9 protein-coding genes and 5 tRNA genes are annotated in these 15,616 nt (G+C 68.0%); 2 read left to right on the top strand and 12 right to left on the bottom strand.

Annotated elements, in window-relative coordinates:
* Positions 1-29: 29 nt before the first annotated feature.
* Both ACI48I_RS06685 and ACI48I_RS06680 read left to right on the top strand, forming a co-directional pair.
* Entirely contained in the window at positions 30-1,559 is a 1,530-nt protein-coding gene (locus ACI48I_RS06685; RefSeq protein ID WP_498573690.1) for a PEGA domain-containing protein, read from the top strand.
* A 10-nt stretch (positions 1,560-1,569) separates the two neighbouring features.
* Positions 1,570-2,106, top strand: a complete 537-nt coding sequence (locus tag ACI48I_RS06680) for a TssQ family T6SS-associated lipoprotein (protein WP_498573689.1) — start codon at positions 1,570-1,572, stop codon at positions 2,104-2,106.
* A gap of 10 nt (positions 2,107-2,116) precedes the next feature.
* On the opposite strand, the gene ACI48I_RS06675 is transcribed toward ACI48I_RS06680, so the two are convergent.
* From ACI48I_RS06675 to ACI48I_RS06620, 12 genes are all read right to left on the bottom strand, one after another.
* On the bottom strand, positions 2,117-3,715 hold the full coding sequence (locus ACI48I_RS06675; RefSeq protein WP_498573688.1) for an amidase: 1,599 nt from the start codon (positions 3,713-3,715) through the stop codon (positions 2,117-2,119).
* 143 nt (positions 3,716-3,858) lie between these two features.
* Positions 3,859-4,434, bottom strand: coding sequence for an elongation factor P (locus ACI48I_RS06670; RefSeq protein WP_193685147.1), 576 nt, complete (start codon positions 4,432-4,434; stop codon positions 3,859-3,861).
* 69 nt (positions 4,435-4,503) lie between these two features.
* Positions 4,504-5,655, bottom strand: coding sequence for an elongation factor P maturation arginine rhamnosyltransferase EarP (earP, locus tag ACI48I_RS06665; protein WP_498573687.1), 1,152 nt, complete (start codon positions 5,653-5,655; stop codon positions 4,504-4,506).
* A gap of 65 nt (positions 5,656-5,720) precedes the next feature.
* A tRNA-Glu gene (locus ACI48I_RS06660) sits at positions 5,721-5,796 on the bottom strand.
* 43 nt (positions 5,797-5,839) lie between these two features.
* Positions 5,840-5,915 (bottom strand) — tRNA-Glu (locus ACI48I_RS06655).
* A 32-nt stretch (positions 5,916-5,947) separates the two neighbouring features.
* A tRNA-Ala gene (locus tag ACI48I_RS06650) sits at positions 5,948-6,023 on the bottom strand.
* Between the two features lie 87 nt (positions 6,024-6,110).
* Positions 6,111-6,186 (bottom strand) — tRNA-Glu (locus tag ACI48I_RS06645).
* 26 nt (positions 6,187-6,212) lie between these two features.
* A tRNA-Ala gene (locus ACI48I_RS06640) sits at positions 6,213-6,288 on the bottom strand.
* Positions 6,289-6,365: 77 nt separating this feature from the next.
* The gene (gene gltX / locus ACI48I_RS06635; RefSeq protein ID WP_498573686.1) at positions 6,366-7,781 is read right to left on the bottom strand and encodes a glutamate--tRNA ligase; all 1,416 of its coding nucleotides are present in this window, start codon (positions 7,779-7,781) and stop codon (positions 6,366-6,368) included.
* Between the two features lie 74 nt (positions 7,782-7,855).
* Entirely contained in the window at positions 7,856-11,512 is a 3,657-nt protein-coding gene (locus ACI48I_RS06630) for an AMP-binding protein (protein WP_498573685.1), read from the bottom strand.
* A complete protein-coding gene (locus ACI48I_RS06625; RefSeq protein ID WP_498573684.1) occupies positions 11,505-12,884 on the bottom strand; it encodes an aminotransferase class I/II-fold pyridoxal phosphate-dependent enzyme in 1,380 nt (459 codons plus the stop codon). Before ACI48I_RS06625 ends, ACI48I_RS06630 begins: the two co-directional genes overlap by 8 nt.
* A 44-nt stretch (positions 12,885-12,928) precedes the next feature.
* Positions 12,929-15,469 carry a bifunctional diguanylate cyclase/phosphodiesterase gene (locus tag ACI48I_RS06620; RefSeq protein WP_193685142.1) on the bottom strand — a complete coding sequence of 847 codons (2,541 nt, stop codon included), beginning with the start codon at positions 15,467-15,469 and terminating at the stop codon, positions 12,929-12,931.
* Positions 15,470-15,616: the final 147 nt, after the last annotated feature.

Here is a 15,616-nt window from a genome sequence, read left to right as displayed (position 1 = left end):
AGTTTTGCTAAAAATAAACCTTTAGCAAAATGACCAGCCAAACCACATCGATCTACACCCCGTTCGCGGACGGGCGCCCGGTGCGCGACATCGTCGAGCACACCCCTGCGCTGGTCAACGAGACCTGGTGCCGCAACTTGCTGCGCCACACCCTCGACTCGCTGGAGCAACAGTATGCGAGCGGCGCCCCGCACCGCGCAATCACGCCCGATACGCTGGTGATGCTGGCGAACGGCGAAGCGCTGCTGATGCCTTCGATCGACGAAGGCGCCACCTCCACGCCGAGCCTGGCGGGCGACCTGCATGCGCTGGCGCTGGTCGTCCATTACGCCATCACCGCCGAATCGCCGCCGGACGGACCGCTCGGCCCGCGCCTGTACGACAATTACAGCGAGCAGTTGACCAAGGGCCTGGACAGCTGCCTGGGGCCGAACCGCCGCCTGCGCCCGAACACCGTGGACGAGATGCGGACCCTGCTCGGCATCGAGGCCGGTGCGCTTGAACTGCCGCCTGCGGCCGGGGCAAGCGTCTCGCGCATCGTCCTGCCTGTCGAGCCGCCGGCGGCCTCCGCGCCAGCCGACGTCCGAGCCGATGACTCCGCCAGTGTCCACGCCGAGCCATCGATCGAGCCGGCGCCGCAAGAAATCACAGCGCCGCTCACGGTTGTCGAGCCCCCCGCTCCCGACTTCGCCGCCCCGGTCGCCGTCCCTCCTCCCGTCGAGAATCCGGTACCGGAACCGGTCGCCGCGGCGAGCCTGGACACGGCGCCCATCGCATCGGTGCCGCGCGAGGAGCCGGTGGCAGATTCACTCGCCGCCACGCCCGCCGCCATGCTGCGCAAACCCGCCACCCAGGACAGCCTTGCAGACGAGGCCCATCCGGCGCGCAGCACGCCAGTCCCAGCGAGCCCGGCACCAGCCGCGCCGCACAAACCGTCCGCCACGCCGGCGGCTGGCGCTCAGGATCCCTATGCCAGCGCTCCCCAGGCATGGGCGACGACCGACCGCAGCAGCCGTCTTCAGCGCTGGGGCATGCTCGCAGGCGCCGCCATCGTGGTGCTGGCAGCCGGCAGCGCCCTCGTTTCCTACTTACAGCAGAGCGATGACGTGGTAGCGCTGTCGCCGCCACCGGCCGAGCGCGCCGCAACCGGCCTCGACAAGGGCGAAACGGTCGTCGCGCCGCCTGCGAGTGCTCCGGCGGCCCCGGCCGCCGAGCCGGCCACCGCCGCACCAACCGAAGCCGCAGCGGACACCGCTACCGGAACGCCGGCCGATCCCGCTGCCGCTGGCACTGCGCCCGCGCCGGCGGAGACCGGCCGGGCCCTCGGGGCCGTCGTCAATGGCACGACCTATAAACTCGTGATCAAGCCCTGGGGCACCGTGTATGTCGACGGCGTCGACCGGGGCGTGAGCCCGCCGATCAAGCGCCTGACGCTGGCGCCGGGCCAGCACACGATCCGGATCGTCAACCCGAGTTTTCCGGAATACATCATGACGGTCGATGCAGGTGCAAAGGAAACGATGAACATCCAACACGATTTCACGGCCAAGGCCGAATAAGGAGGCTGTCATGTCGAGAACCCTTCCTCCCCGCCTGGTTTCCCGTTTGCTGGGCGCCTTCATGGTCACCGCTGCCCTCGCCGGCTGCGCCGAAATGAACTCCCTGCTCGACTCGGCCACGGGCCGCAAGCCTTCGCGCACCGTCGTGCGCGAGGTAGGACGCGATGAGCCGCGTCCGGGTGCACGCAACGAATCGCGTGCGGAGGCGCGCAACGAAGCACGCAACGAAGCACGCAACGAAGCGCGGGCCGAGGCCGGCCGCGACCAGGCCGCGCTGCGCGAAGGCGTGCGCCTGTACAACGAAGGGGATTTCAACGGCGCCATCAAGCGCTTGAGTTCGAACGATATCCGCGCCAATTCGCCCACGAAAATCCGGGTCGAGGCACTGAAATACCAGGCCTTCAGCTATTGCGTCACCTCGCGCCCGAAACAGTGCGAGCAGGCGTTCGAAAAGGCACTGAAGATCGACCCGGACTTCACGCTCGATTCCGGCGAACAGGGGCATCCGCTATGGGGCCCCGTGTTCGAGCGCGCGAAAAACAGGTAGCGGCTTCGATTCAGACCTTGATGTTGACCGAGCCCGGGAAGGCCGGCGCGCGGCGCCGCTTGCTGGCCTGTTCATAGGCATAGGCCATGCCGATCAGGGTCGCCTCGCTCCAGGCGCCGCCCACGAACGAGATCCCCACCGGCAGGCCGCGCGCAAAACCGGCCGGCACCGTGACGTGCGGATAACCGGCCACGGCCGCCGGCGACGAGAAGCTCATGCCGTAGTGGTCGCCGTTGATGTAGTCGGTCAGCCAGGCCAGGCCGCCGGTCGGCGCCACCAGCGCGTCCAGCTTGTGCTCGCGCATCACCTGGTCGATCCCCTCCTCGCGCGAATAACGATGGTTGTTCGCCAGCGCCTCGCGATAGGCTTTCGCGTCCAGTCCTTCCTTGCCCTCGGCGGCGATCAGGTGCTCCTGGCCGAAGTACGGCATCTCGCGCGACGCATTCTTTTCGTTGAAGGCAATCACGTCGGCCATGTTCTTCACCGGCGCGTGCGGCGCATAGCCGGCCAGCCAGGCCGCCAGGTCGGGCTTGAATTCGTGAAGCAGCACTTCCGTTTCCGAGTCGCCGTACTTGTCGGTGTTCGGCACTTTGACATCGACCAGGATGGCGCCTTGCGCTTTCAGAACGGCGAGTTCCTTTTCGACGATGTCGTCGATGGCTGTGCCGTCGCCGAAGAAATTACGCGCCACGCCGATGCGCTTGCCGCGCAAGCCGTCGAGGCGCAGGGCCGCGGCGTAATCGGCGAGCTTGCCCTGGCTCTCGCCGGTGACGGCATCGTCCTTGTCGACCCCGGTCATCGCGGCCAGCATCAGGGCGGCATCGGCCACGCTGCGCGTCATCGGGCCGGCGGTGTCCTGCGAGTGGGCGATCGGGATGATGCCGCTGCGGCTGACCAGTCCCAGGGTCGGCTTGATGCCGACGATGCCGCAGCTCGAGGCCGGGGACACGATCGAGCCGTCGGTCTCGGTGCCGACCGCCAGCGTTGCCAGGCTGGCCGCGATCGCCGCGCCCGAGCCGGAGCTCGAACCGCTCGGATTGCGGTCCAGGGCGTGGGGATTCTTCGTCTGGCCACCGCGCCCGCTCCAGCCGCTGACGGAATGCGTCGACCGCATGTTCGCCCATTCGGACAAATTCGTCTTGCCGATGATGACGGCGCCGGCCGCGCGCAGGCGCTCGGCGACAAAGGCGTCCCTGGTGGCGCGCACCCCGTTCAGGGCCAGCGAACCGGCGCTGGTGCTCATCTTGTCGCCGGTGGCGATGTTGTCCTTTAGCAGGACGGGAATGCCGTGCAGCGGGCCGCGCAGCTTGCCCGCTTTGCGTTCGCGGTCGAGCTCGGCGGCAATGGCGAGGGCGTCGGGATTGAGTTCGATGACGGCATTGAGCTTCGGGCCGGCCTTGTCGACGGCGGCGATGCGCGCCAGGTAGCGCTTGATCAGTTGCTGCGAACTGATTTTGCCGGCCGCCATGGCCGCGCCCTGCTCGCGCACGCCGGCCTCGAGCAGATCATCGACAGCCGTGCTTGCTTTCGGCGCAGCCGCTGCTGTTGCCGTCACGCCGGCAACGGCGCCGGCAGCCACACCCAGTCGAACGAAATCCCTGCGGTCCATGCGTGCTCCACTTTATTTATAGTAAAGCAATAGCATAGCAGTGCTTTCTGCTCAGCACCAATTGAACCGATGCGGGGCAAAAGCGCGGGACGAAAAAAAACGCTGCCTGGAAAGGCAGCGTTTTTTGCCGAAGCGAGTACGTCTTAGTTACGGACGACGCGCTTGTATTCGTTGGTGCGGGTATCGATCTCGATGGTGTCATCCTGGCTCACGAACAGCGGCACCATGACGATGTGCTGGTGGGCTTCGATGGCGTTCTCGATCTTGGCTTCCTTCAGGACGTTGCCCGAAGTGTTGCCCTTGACCGCAGGTTCCGAGTAGACGACCTGGCGAGCGATGGTGGTCGGCAGTTCGACCGAGATTGCCTTGCCGTCGTAGAACACGGCTTCGCATGCCATACCGTCTTTCAGGTAGTGCAGCGCGTCGCCCAGGTTCTCTTCTTCGATTTCGAACTGGTTGTACTCTTCGTCCATGAAGACGTACAGCGGATCGGCGAAGTACGAGTAGGTCACCGGCTTCTTGTCCAGCACGACGACGTCGAACTTGTCATCGCCACGGAACACGTTTTCCAGCGGAGCATTGGTCAGAAGATTTTTCATCTTCCACTTGTAGGTGAAGCCCGTGCGGCTCGATCCGTTGACATCGGAACGCAGCACGATAAATGGCTTCTCATCAACCATGATGATGTTGCCGACACGGATCTCTTTTGCGGGTTTCATAGGAGTCTGAGGTATCTAAAAAAAGGGGTTGCAGTAACAGAGCATGATATCACGTAACGATTGCCGTGCCTACCGAAGTGAAGCGGCGAAGACAAGCAGGTTCGAAGCCAGGTCGCCGTTTGCCAACATGCGCGCCTGCCACTCGCTTGACCTCGCCTCGATCCGGGCCCGGTCGGCCTGCAGCGCCGACCACAATGCCGGCCAGTCCGCAGCCGTGGCCAGCGCGCCGTTCCAGTGCAGCATCACGTCCTGCAGGCTCGCGATGTCGGGCGCATAGCGGTTCAGGAAAGCCTTGAGTTTCTTGTGATGCAGGTTTTCGTCCTGCGGATAGATGTGCCAGACGAAGGGCTTGCCGGCCCACTGGGCGCGCACCCAGGAATCCTCGCCGCGCACGAAGTTCAGGTCGCAGGCCCACAGCAGGCGGTCGTAGTCGGGCTGGGGCACGAAGGGCAATACCCGCACGGTGAGCGCCCCGCGGGTGGCGACCGCCCCGGCGTCGGCCGGCGCGCCCAGGAAGGCTGCGACGGCTTCGGCGGCGACGCCTTCGGGTACCAGGCAGGTCAGCTTCTCGCTGCCGTGTTGCCAGGCCGCGAACAGCGCGGCCACCGGCGCATGCGGATAGCAGAACAGCGAGACTTTCAGGGCGTCGATCTCGGCATCCGGCAAGCCGAGGCCGCGCAGGAAGTCACGCGCCTGCCCGGGCTGGCCGAGGAAGCGCTGCCGCTCCTCCTCGAGCCCGGCTTCGCGCAGCAGGCCGCCGGTCTGGGCCGTAAAGCCCGGGAAAAAGAAATGCTTGGTGAGTTTCAGGCGCGGATGCATCGACGGCAGCCGGTGGCAGCCCTCGACCCAGTCCTCGGCCGTCAAGCCCTCCAGGTTCAGCCAGACCGGACGCGGCGTGCGCTGCGCCATCGCTTCGATATAGCGCGGCGGAATGTCGCAGGCGAAAAACTCGATGACGATGTCGGCGATGTCGCCAGGGGCATAGTCGTCGTCCTGGCCGCGCCAGTGGCGCACGGCGACGTTTTCCACCACCTGCTCGGCTTTGTCCGTGTCCACTGCGGGACAGATGCGGCGGAAGCTGGCCAGGTCGTCCACCCACAGCGTGACGGCCACGCCGTGCTCGCGCTGCAGCTGACGCGCCAGGCGCCAGCAGATCCCGATGTCGCCGTAGTTGTCGACGACCTTGCAGAAGATGGCGAGAGTCAGGGGGGAGGCGGACATGAGATGCTCGACGGAGATAAACGTAGAAAAGCAAAAAGCCGCTCAAGGCGGCTTTTTGCACTGACTGGCGTCCCCACGGGGATTCGAACCCCGGTACTCACCGTGAAAGGGTGATGTCCTAGGCCTCTAGACGATGGGGACCTAAAACTGTTCCGATACTACTTTACTACGACTACCAAATTCTTGGCGTCCCCACGGGGATTCGAACCCCGGTACTCACCGTGAAAGGGTGATGTCCTAGGCCTCTAGACGATGGGGACCCTGGAACTACCGAACTACTTGTTCTTCTACGTGGTGGAGGTAAGCGGGATCGAACCGCTGACCTCTTGCATGCCATGCAAGCGCTCTCCCAGCTGAGCTATACCCCCCACGGGGAAACAACATCATACCATACCGCTTTTGCTTCTACTACTCGCTGCCGCTGGCGCAGCTTCTGGCAAACTTCGCCAAAACCCTGGCGTCCCCACGGGGATTCGAACCCCGGTACTCACCGTGAAAGGGTGATGTCCTAGGCCTCTAGACGATGGGGACCCTGAACTACCGACTACACTTCAACTTGGTGGAGGTAAGCGGGATCGAACCGCTGACCTCTTGCATGCCATGCAAGCGCTCTCCCAGCTGAGCTATACCCCCGTACTGCTGAAGTGCGAGCATTATAGCGGGGGTTCTTGCATTACGCAAATACCGTTTTGAGGAATTAGAAACCCGGCTTACAGCCCCTTCCCTACGCGGGCCAGGACGGTCTCGCGGCCGAACAGTTCCAGCACAGCATCGATGGCCGGCGTCTGCAGCTGGCCGGTGACGAGCAGGCGCAGCGGCATGGCGATCTGCGGCATCTTCAAATTATGCGCGGCCAGCACTTCCTTGAGCATCGCGGCAATCGCCGCCTTGTTCCACTCGACCGTCCGGCAACGCTCGGCGAAGGAGGCCAGCGCCGGCTTGACGGCATCCGTCAGGTGCTGGGCCAGCAGGGCCGCATCCGGCTGCGGCTGGCGGTAAAAGAGCATCGCCGCGTCGGCCAGTTCGTTGATCGTGTTGACGCGGTCTTTTACCAATGCCAGCAAGGCAGGCACGGCCGGGCTGCCCCCGGGGTTACCTTCAAATTGCGCGCCCTGCGCTTCCATCTTCGGGCGCACCAGGTTTGCCAGGCGTTCGTTGTCGGCGGCCTTGATGTAGTGGTTGTTCAACCAGGCCAGCTTTTCCGGATTGAACTGGGCGGCGGAGGCGGTCAGGTGCTCGAGGTTGAACCACTCGGTGAACTGTTCCATCGAGAAGATCTCGTCGTCGCCGTGGCTCCAGCCCAGGCGGGCCAGGTAGTTCAGCATCGCTTCCGGCAGGTAGCCCTGCTCCGGGTATTCCATGACGCTGACGGCACCGTGGCGCTTCGACAGCTTCTGGCCGTCGGCGCCCAGGATCATCGGCAGGTGGCCGTACTCCGGCAGCTCGGCGCCCAGCGCGCGCAGGATGTTGATCTGGCGCGGCGTGTTGTTCACGTGGTCGTCGCCGCGCAGGACGTGGGTGATCTGCATGTCCCAGTCGTCCACGGACACGCAGAAGTTGTAGGTTGGGGTGCCGTCCGGACGCGCGATGATCAGGTCGTCGAGCTCCTTGTTGGCGATCGTGATCGGGCCCTTGACCACGTCGTTCCAGGTGACTTCGCCGTCCAGCGGATTCTTGAAGCGCACCACCGGCTTGACGCCTTCGGGGACGCTTGGGAGGGTCTTGCCCGGTTCCGGGCGCCAGGTGCCGTCGTAGCGCGGCTTTTCGCCGGCAGCGCGCATGCGCTCGCGCATGGCCTCGACTTCGTCGGGCGAGCAGTAGCACAGGTAGGCGGTCCCGGCCTCCAGCATGCCCTTGACGACTTCGCGGTAGCGGTCCATGCGCTGCATCTGGTAGAACGGGCCTTCGTCGTGCGAAAGACCGAGCCACTGCATGCCGTCCAGGATCGCCTGCACCGCTTCCGGCGTCGAGCGCTCGAGGTCGGTATCCTCGATGCGCAGGATGAAGGTGCCGCCGAAATGGCGGGCATAGGCCCAGGAATACAGCGCGGTGCGCGCGCCGCCGAGGTGGAGGTAGCCGGTCGGGCTGGGAGCAAATCGGGTGCGGACGGGAGTGCGGACGGTCATGGCGAAAAGCGAAATGATAAAGCGGCTATTCTACCCCCTTGCGCTCCATGCGGGCAGCGCCGTCGCCGCCCTCTTCACTCGAATTCCATGCGCCGCTCGACAGGCTGGCCATCACGCCGTTCGTCGCGCTGTTCGTCGCGCTGTTCGTCAATATAGGCTGCCAGGGCGCGCACCGTCGGGTAATCGTAGAGCAGCTCGGCGCTGACCGGCACCCCGCTTGCCCCCTCGATCTCGAGCGCCAGCGGTACCGAGGCCAGCGAATCGATGCCGAGGTCGCTGAACGGGGTATCGACCGTCCAGGCGTCGATGACCGGGACGGCCTCGCGCGCGATATCGACGTCCGGCATGTCGTCGGTCCAGGCATGGACGCCCTTCACCGCGCCAGCCTCGACGTCGAGGGGCGGCATCCCGGACGGCAGCGTGTCGCCGAGCGCGCCCTCGCGCAGCCAGCGCGCGACGCAGGCGCGCACCAGCTCCAGGCTCGAGGGAGCAGCCGGAGTCGGTGCTTCGGGCACGAAAGCCGCCGGCGCGGCCTGGCGCAGCAGGGGGTCGAGCCCGCCCGCCTCGCCCGGCGCGCTTTGTTCGATGTCGCCGATCGCCAGCGCGTATTCGGCGATGCGCGCCGCCAGCGTGGCGCCGGCCGGACAGGCGCCGGCGGCCGCACTCTCGGCGCCGATCGCATGGCGCAGGACGTCGAGACGGCGCGCAGCCCAGGCACTCGACTCGCCGCGCGCAGTCGCCGCCAGCAGGGTCCAGGCGGCGAATTCGCCATTGCGCGCGTCCTGCCAGCCAGTGCTGCCCTGCGCCGGCCACGCCGGATACCCGCCACCGCCGAAGCGCTCGATCGCCTGCGCGAGCGGGTTGCCCGGCACGCGCAGCAGCGCGCCCAGGTGGGCGTATAAAGCTTCGCTCGGACCCTCGAGGATGCGCAGCACGCGCGCATCGCGCAGCAGTTGCGGCGCCAGGTTGGTCTCCAGGTAGCCGCGCCCGCCCAGCATCTGCATCAGGCGGTCGACCGCTTCCCACAGCAGTTCGGAGAGCACGCATTTGCAGGCGCTGCAGGCTTCCAGCGGCAAGGGCTCGCCCGCGTCGGTGCTGGAGGCCAGCATCTCGACCAGCGACTCGGCGGCCTGAATGGCGCAATCGAGTTCGTGCAGGCGCAGCAGCGTGACCGGGTTCTCGAGCAGGCGCCCGCCCGCGATGTCGCGCCGCGCGGCATAGCGCGCCATCAATTGAAAGCAGCGCTTCATGGCGCCGACGCACAGGGCGCCGATGCCGAGGCGCGCGAAACCCATCGCGTCCTGGGCTACGTCCATGCCGGCCCCGGGCGTGCCCAGCACCTGGGCGTCGGCCACGAACACGCCGTCGAAGCGCACCGCGCTTTGCGGCATTGCGCGCATGCCCATCGTCAGCGCTTCCGGCCCGAGATGCAGTCCCGGCGCATCGCCCGGCACCAGCAGCGCCACCGTGCCCAGTGCCCGCCCTGCCGTGTCGAAGGCGCGCGCGAAGACGGTCAGCACGCCGGCCCAAGCCGCGAGGCCGATCAAATGCTTCTCGCCGTTCAGGCGCCAGCCGCCGTCGACGCGGTCGGCGCGGGTCCCGATCGCGCGCGGGTTCGATCCGGCCTGCGGCTCGCTCAGCGCAAAGGCCGCCAGCTGGCGTCCGCTCGCGAGAAGCGGCAGCCACTGCGCGCGCAGCGGCTCCGGCGCAAAGCGCAGCAAGGGACGCAGGCCCAGGCCGTTGTGCACGCCGACCAGGGTGGCCAGCGTCAGGTCGAGCGCCGCCAGCTGTGCCATCACGCGTACCAGGTCCCTGGTCGCCAGCGCCAGGCCGCCGCTCGCCGCCGGGGCCTGCAGCCCGAGCAGGCCGCGCAGCCCGAAGTCGGGCAGGACGTGCGGCGCCAGCGAGCGGCGCTCGTCGGCCAGGCGCGAGTCGAGGCGGCGCGGCGCATAGCTGCGCAGCCAGGCGATGGCGGCGTCGGCGCGCGCCCGGCTTCCGCTGTCCAGCACCGGCCGCAAGGCCAGCAGCGGCAAGGCGCCCTCCTCCAGCAAGGCCTTGCAGCGCGCGCGCTGGACCTTGCCGCTGGTGGTGCGCGGAAAGGCGCCGGGCGCGACGAAGACCAGGGTGTGCAGCGCCACGCCGGTGCCGGCCGTCACCGCCGCGCGGACCGTGCGCGCCAGCTCGTCCAGGCCGCCGGCCCGTACCAGGGCGCGCGTCGCCTCGACCGCCAGGGCCAGGCGCTCGCCGCCCTCGCCCTCGAGCGCAAAGGCGGCGCAGCTGTTGGGCGCGAGCGCGGCGGCGACACCCTCCGCCAGCTCTTCCACGTCCTGGGCGTGGATCTTGCGGCCGTTGATGACGATGACGTCCTTGCAGCGGCCGGTGACATACACCTCGCCGTCGCGCACGAAACCGAGGTCGCCGCTGCGCAGCCAGCGTGCGCCGGCGAGCGATGCGGGGGCGTCCGCGATGCGCAGGTCGAACAGCCGGGCGCTGTCGCGCGTGCGTCCATGGTAGCCGCGGGCGACCCCGGCTCCGGCGATCCAGAGTTCGCCGATCCGGTCCGCGCCGGCCGGCACGCAGCGTGCCGGATCGACCACCGCCACCGCGGCACCCGGCGCGGCCGGGCCGCAGCTCACCAGCAGCCGGCTGCCGGCCTGGCCCGGGCCCGTCGGGCATACCTCGCCGCGTTCGATCGCCGCCGCATCCAGCGCCAGCATGCGCGGCGCGCGCCCGCGCGGACCGCCCGCCACCAGCAGCGTGGCCTCGGCCATCCCGTAGCACGGAAACAGGGCTTCGCGCCGCAGGCCGCATGCGCCGAAGGCCTGCATGAAGCGCTCCAGGGTCGCCGCGCGCACCGGTTCCGCGCCGTTGTAGAGCACGTCCAGGCTCGCGAGGTCCAGTCCCGTCCTGTGTGCGTCCCCGATGCGGCGCAGGCACAGCTCCCAGGCGAAGTTCGGCCCACCGCTGCAGGTGGCGCGGTAACGCGTGATCGCTTCCAGCCAGGCGGCCGGCCGGCGCAGGAAGGTCCCGGGCGCCATCAGCACCGAGCGAAAGCCCAGCATCAGGGGCGCGGCGATGCTGCCGATCAGGCCCATGTCGTGAAACGGCGGCAGCCAGCTGACCATGACCGTGTCCGCACCAAAACCGAAGGCGCTGCCGATGGCCGCGACGTTGGCGGCGATGTTCGCATGCGTGACTTCGACGCCCTTCGGCTGGCCGGTCGAGCCCGAGGTATATTGGAGAAAGGCGACCGCCGCAGGCGCAGGCGCCGGCAAGGACACGGCGCCTTCCCCTGCGAGGCCGTGCAGCAGCGGTACGCGGCAACCCGCGCGCGCCAGCGCGGCGGCGCTGGCCGCATGTGCCTCGGGTGCGCACAGCACCAGCGCCGGCGCCGCGTCCTCGAGCAGTGCCGCCAGCCGCGCCGCATCGCGTACCCGGTGCGCCGGCGCGGCCGGCACGGCAACGATGCCGGCGGCAAGGCAGGCGAAGAAGGCGACGAGAAAATCGATCCCGGCCGGACAGAGCAGCAAGGCGCGGTCGCCCGGCCCGGCATGTGCCAGCATGTGCGCCGCCAGCGCATCGACGCGCGCGGACAGCTCGGCATAACAGATGTCCTGCTCGCTGCCGTTCTCGCGCAGGAAGGTGTAAGCGATGCGCTCCGGGGTGGCACGCGCCCTGTCGCGCAGCCGCTGCGCGAGCAGGACTTGTTCGGGTTCGGATGCGTCAGCCACGGGAGCGCTCCCGCGGCCAGGGCTGGCGCGCCGGCTCCACGCCGAGCGCCGCGCCGGCGCCGCTCACCGCCGCGCCGATCATGCGCGCGCCCTGGCGCAGCTGCTCCGGCCGGTGCGCCGCCATCACCTGCAGGCGCAGGCGCGCCGCGCCCAGCGGCACGCCGGGATACTCGACCGCGTTGACGAACACGCCCTCGCGCGCCAGCATGCGCCCGGCCAGGCGCGCCACCTGTTCGTTGCCGATCCAGAGCGGCACGATCGCCGAAGGCACGCCGATGCAGCGCATGCCGGTCTCGGCGAGATTCGCGCGCAAGACCATCGCATTGCGCAGCAAGGCATCGCGCAGTTCGTCGCCCTCGCTGCCGGCGACGATGCGCAGGGCTTCGAGCACGCAGGCCGCCTGTATCGGCGAGAGCGCGTTCGAGAACAGGTGGGGACCTGCGAACAGCTGCAGCTGGCGCTTCACCGCGCGCGAGGCGCTGGCCACGAAACCGCCGTTCGAGGCGAAGGTCTTGGAAAACGCGCCCATCACCAGGTCGGCCTTGCCCAGCATGGCTTGCAGCCCCAGGCTGCCGGTGCCGCCCGGGCCCAGGGCGCCGAGGTCGTGCGCCACGTCGACCAGCAAGGCGGCGTTGTACTCGCGGCACAGGTACTGCATCAGCGGCAGGTCGGGCATGTCGGCATCCATGCTGAACAGGCCCTCGGTGACGACCAGGATGGCGTTCTCGGTGTCGCGCGCGCGGATCGCGGCCAGCAGTTCGCGCACGTGGCCGGTGTCGAGGTGCCGGTGCAGCACCACGTTGCGGGTGGCGGCATTCGCGCCCTGGCGCAGCGAGGCGTGCGCCAGCTGGTCGACCAGCACGTAATCGCGCGCATGCACCAGCGCGGTGATGGCGCCGAACGCGGCGCCCCAGCCGGTCGGAAACAGGGTCACGTGGTCGAGCTGCAGCAGTTCGCCGAGCGCCGCTTCCAGCGCCAGCGACAGGCGGCTGTTCCCGAGCAGGACCGCCGAGCCGGCGCTGTGCGGGCCCGCCTCCGCCAGCGCCGCGCGTGCGGCCTCGTGCACCGCCGGGTGCGAAGCGAGCGACAGGTAATCCTGGGACGCGAAATTCACACCGCGGGTGGCCGAGCCGGGAACGCATTCTTCGTGCACGTTCGATTCCGGGCCCGGCGCCCCATCGAGTGCGCGCGCGTACTGCCAGACCCCGTGCCTGGCGCGCAGCCGGCACCAGCTGTCGAGCGCCTCGGCGCGGCGCATCAGGTTGGCGCCGCGCGGCTGCGCGAACTGGGCGACGCTGCCGCGCAGCGCACCGGAAGCTTCCAGTTCGGCGATATCGGCGGCCCGCTCGAAGACGATCGTTTCCTCGTGCACGGTGTACTCCTCGCTAAGGGGACAACAAAATAAGGGAAGAAAAATCAGGCGGCCAGAACGTCCGCCTGCGCGCCCTGGCGCGCGAGCAGCGCGCCGACCTGCTCGGCCGGCAGCGGACGGTGGAACAGGTAACCCTGGGCTTCGTCGCAGCGCATCGCGCCGAGGTCGGCCAGCTGCTCGGCCGTTTCGACGCATTCGGCGATCACTTTCAGCTCCAGCCGGTGCGCCATCGCGACGATCGCCTCGGCGATCGCGTAGGGCCGCGCGCGCGTGCTTGCGCCGAGGCGGCGCACGAACAGGCCATCCATCTTGAGGATGTCGACCGGCAGCTCGGACAAGTAGTTCAGGCTCGAATAGCCGGTGCCGAAATCGTCGATGGAGACCAGCACGCCGGCCGCGCGCAGCGCGCCCATCACCTGGCGGTTGGCGTCGAGGTCGTCGATCAGCACGCCCTCGGTGATCTCGAGGTCGAGGCAGCCGCGGGGCAGTCCGGTCGCTTCGATGATCTCCATGACGCGCGCGGCGATGTCGGGATGGCGCAGCTGGCGCGCCGACAGGTTCACCGCCGTCTTCACGCCGGGCAGGCCGGCGTCGCGCCAGGCGCGGTTCTGGGCGCAGGCGGTGCGCAGCACCCAGTCGCCGATCGGCACGATCATGCCGGTCTCCTCGGCCAGCGGGATGAAGCGGCCCGGATCGATGCGGCCGTAGACCGGATGCTGCCAGCGCAGCAGCGCCTCGACGCCGACGATGCGGCGCGTGGCCAGGTCGACCTGCGGCTGGTATTCGATGAACAGCTGGCCGCGCGCGAGGGCCTCGCGCAGGCCGTTCTTCAATGCCAGGCGTTCGCTTTGCGGCTCGCTGGCGGTGCTCGAATACAGCTGCACCGTGTTTTCGCCCCAGGCGCGCGCGCTGCGCATGGCGATGTCGGCACGCTTGAGCAAGGCGTCGAGGTCGCAGTCCTCGGCCGGGTACAGGGCAACGCCGACCGACAGCGTGACAAAACATTCACGTTCGCCCGCGTGCAAGGGCAGCCCGAAGCGGTCGAGGATCTTTTCCGCCACCTGGCGCGCGTCGCCTTCTTCTGCCACGTCCTCGAGCAGCGCCACGAATTCGTCGCCGCTCCAGCGCGCCACGGTATCGCAGTCGCGCAGGCACTGGCGGATGTTGGTGCCGGCCTGCACCAGCAGCGCGTCGCCGGCTTCGTAGCCGAGGGCGTCGTTCACTTCCTTGAACTTGTTGATATTCAGGAGCAGCAGCGCGACCAGGCGCCGGTTGCGGTCGGCGCGGTCCATCGCATGGCGCAGGCGGTCGCGCAGCAGGCGCCGGTTGAGCAAACCGGTGAGCTGGTCGCAATGGACGCCGTCGAGCATGCGGCCGACGCTCGCGCCCAGGTCCTTGAGCTCGACCGGCGCCGGCGCATTCGCGCGCAGGGCGAGCGCCAGCGGCTCCTCGCCCTGGCCGTGGCAGACCACGCGGTTGCGGCCGCTCGACTTGGCCAGGTACAGCGCCTCGTCGGCGCGCCCGACCGCGAGACCGACCGTCTCGCCCATGCGGTATTCGGCGACGCCGATCGACACCGTCAGCGCGATCTCGCTGTCGCCCTCCCGCGCCATGCAGCGCATCTTCTCGATCGCCCCGCGCACGCGCTCGGCCAGGATCATCGCGTCGGCGGACGGGGTTTCGGGCAGCATCAGCAGGAACTCCTCGCCGCCGTAGCGCCCGAAGCTGTCGCTGCCGCGCACCAGTCCCTCCACCACGCCGGCAAAGGCGCGCAACACGGTATCGCCCGCGCTGTGGCCCCAGGTGTCGTTGACGCGCTTGAAGAAATCGATATCGAGCAGGCACAGGCAAAAGCTGCGGCCGTTGCGGTCGCTGCGCTCCTTTTCCTTTTCGATGAGACCCAACAAGTAGCGGCGGTTGTGCACGCCGGTCAGTTCGTCGCGGATGGCCAGCTCGTTGATGGTGCCGAGCGCCTGCTCGAGCTTGACGAAGCCCTGGGTCTTGGTCAGCTCGAACAGCAGCGCGAACACCAGCACGACCACGAACAGGCCGAGGTGGCAGGCCAGGTAGAGCAGCGCCATGTCGGCCACCGGGTGGTCCGGGAGCGGAAAGCCGGCCCCCGGCAGCATATAGATAGCGACGGCCGCCGTGCAGCTGAGCCCCAGCCAGCACAGGGCGCTGGTCACGCCGCCCAGGAACATCGCCACCAGCGGCGCCGTGATCAGCCAGCTGGCGGTGGGCGCGCCGATCCCGCCCAGGTTATAGCTGAGCCAGCTGAAATTGAAGAACAGCGCACACAGGAACAGTTCGCGCGCTGCCCAGATGCTGCCGCTGGCGCGCAGCAGCAAGGGAGAACCGAGCATGCAGGCGCAGCACAGCAGGATCTCGACGGCAGCGGCATCGAAACCGAGCAGGTGGTAGGCGAGCGCGTAAAAGGGTCCGGCGGTGGCGGCCAGCAGTGCGGCGTTGACGACATTTTCGGCGCGCGTGCGGACGTTGGCCGCCTGGTTCAACAGGTCGGCAGGAATGAACCAGTGGTTTGCGCCCAGGTAACGGTCACTCCATCGCGCGCAGATGCTGTTCATGGGTCCTTGGTCTCGGCTTGGGTGGCCGCTTGGCGTGTCAGGTCAAACGCCAGTGTAGGAAGGAAATTTCCTACAGACTTTATTTTTAAACAGATACAAGACGGAAAAGCATGCGCGCAACGCTTGACAAGAAAAACTGCCGTGTTG

The sequence above is a fragment of the Massilia sp. LXY-5 genome (genome assembly GCF_059801075.1).
The sequence above is the reverse complement of the archived record's forward strand: the minus strand, read 5'-3'. Positions and strand labels throughout refer to the sequence as shown.

Bases quoted from the DNA above. Each gene is read 5' to 3' on its own strand.
- ACI48I_RS06685 (WP_498573690.1), top strand. From the start codon at position 30: ATGACCAGCCAAACCACATCGATCTACACCCCGTTCGCGGACGGGCGC.
- ACI48I_RS06680 (WP_498573689.1), top strand. From the start codon at position 1,570: ATGTCGAGAACCCTTCCTCCCCGCCTGGTTTCCCGTTTGCTGGGCGCC.
- ACI48I_RS06675 (WP_498573688.1), bottom strand. From the start codon at position 3,715: ATGGACCGCAGGGATTTCGTTCGACTGGGTGTGGCTGCCGGCGCCGTT.
- ACI48I_RS06670 (WP_193685147.1), bottom strand. From the start codon at position 4,434: ATGAAACCCGCAAAAGAGATCCGTGTCGGCAACATCATCATGGTTGAT.
- earP (WP_498573687.1), bottom strand. From the start codon at position 5,655: ATGTCCGCCTCCCCCCTGACTCTCGCCATCTTCTGCAAGGTCGTCGAC.
- gltX (WP_498573686.1), bottom strand. From the start codon at position 7,781: ATGACCGTCCGCACTCCCGTCCGCACCCGATTTGCTCCCAGCCCGACC.
- ACI48I_RS06620 (WP_193685142.1), bottom strand. From the start codon at position 15,469: ATGAACAGCATCTGCGCGCGATGGAGTGACCGTTACCTGGGCGCAAAC.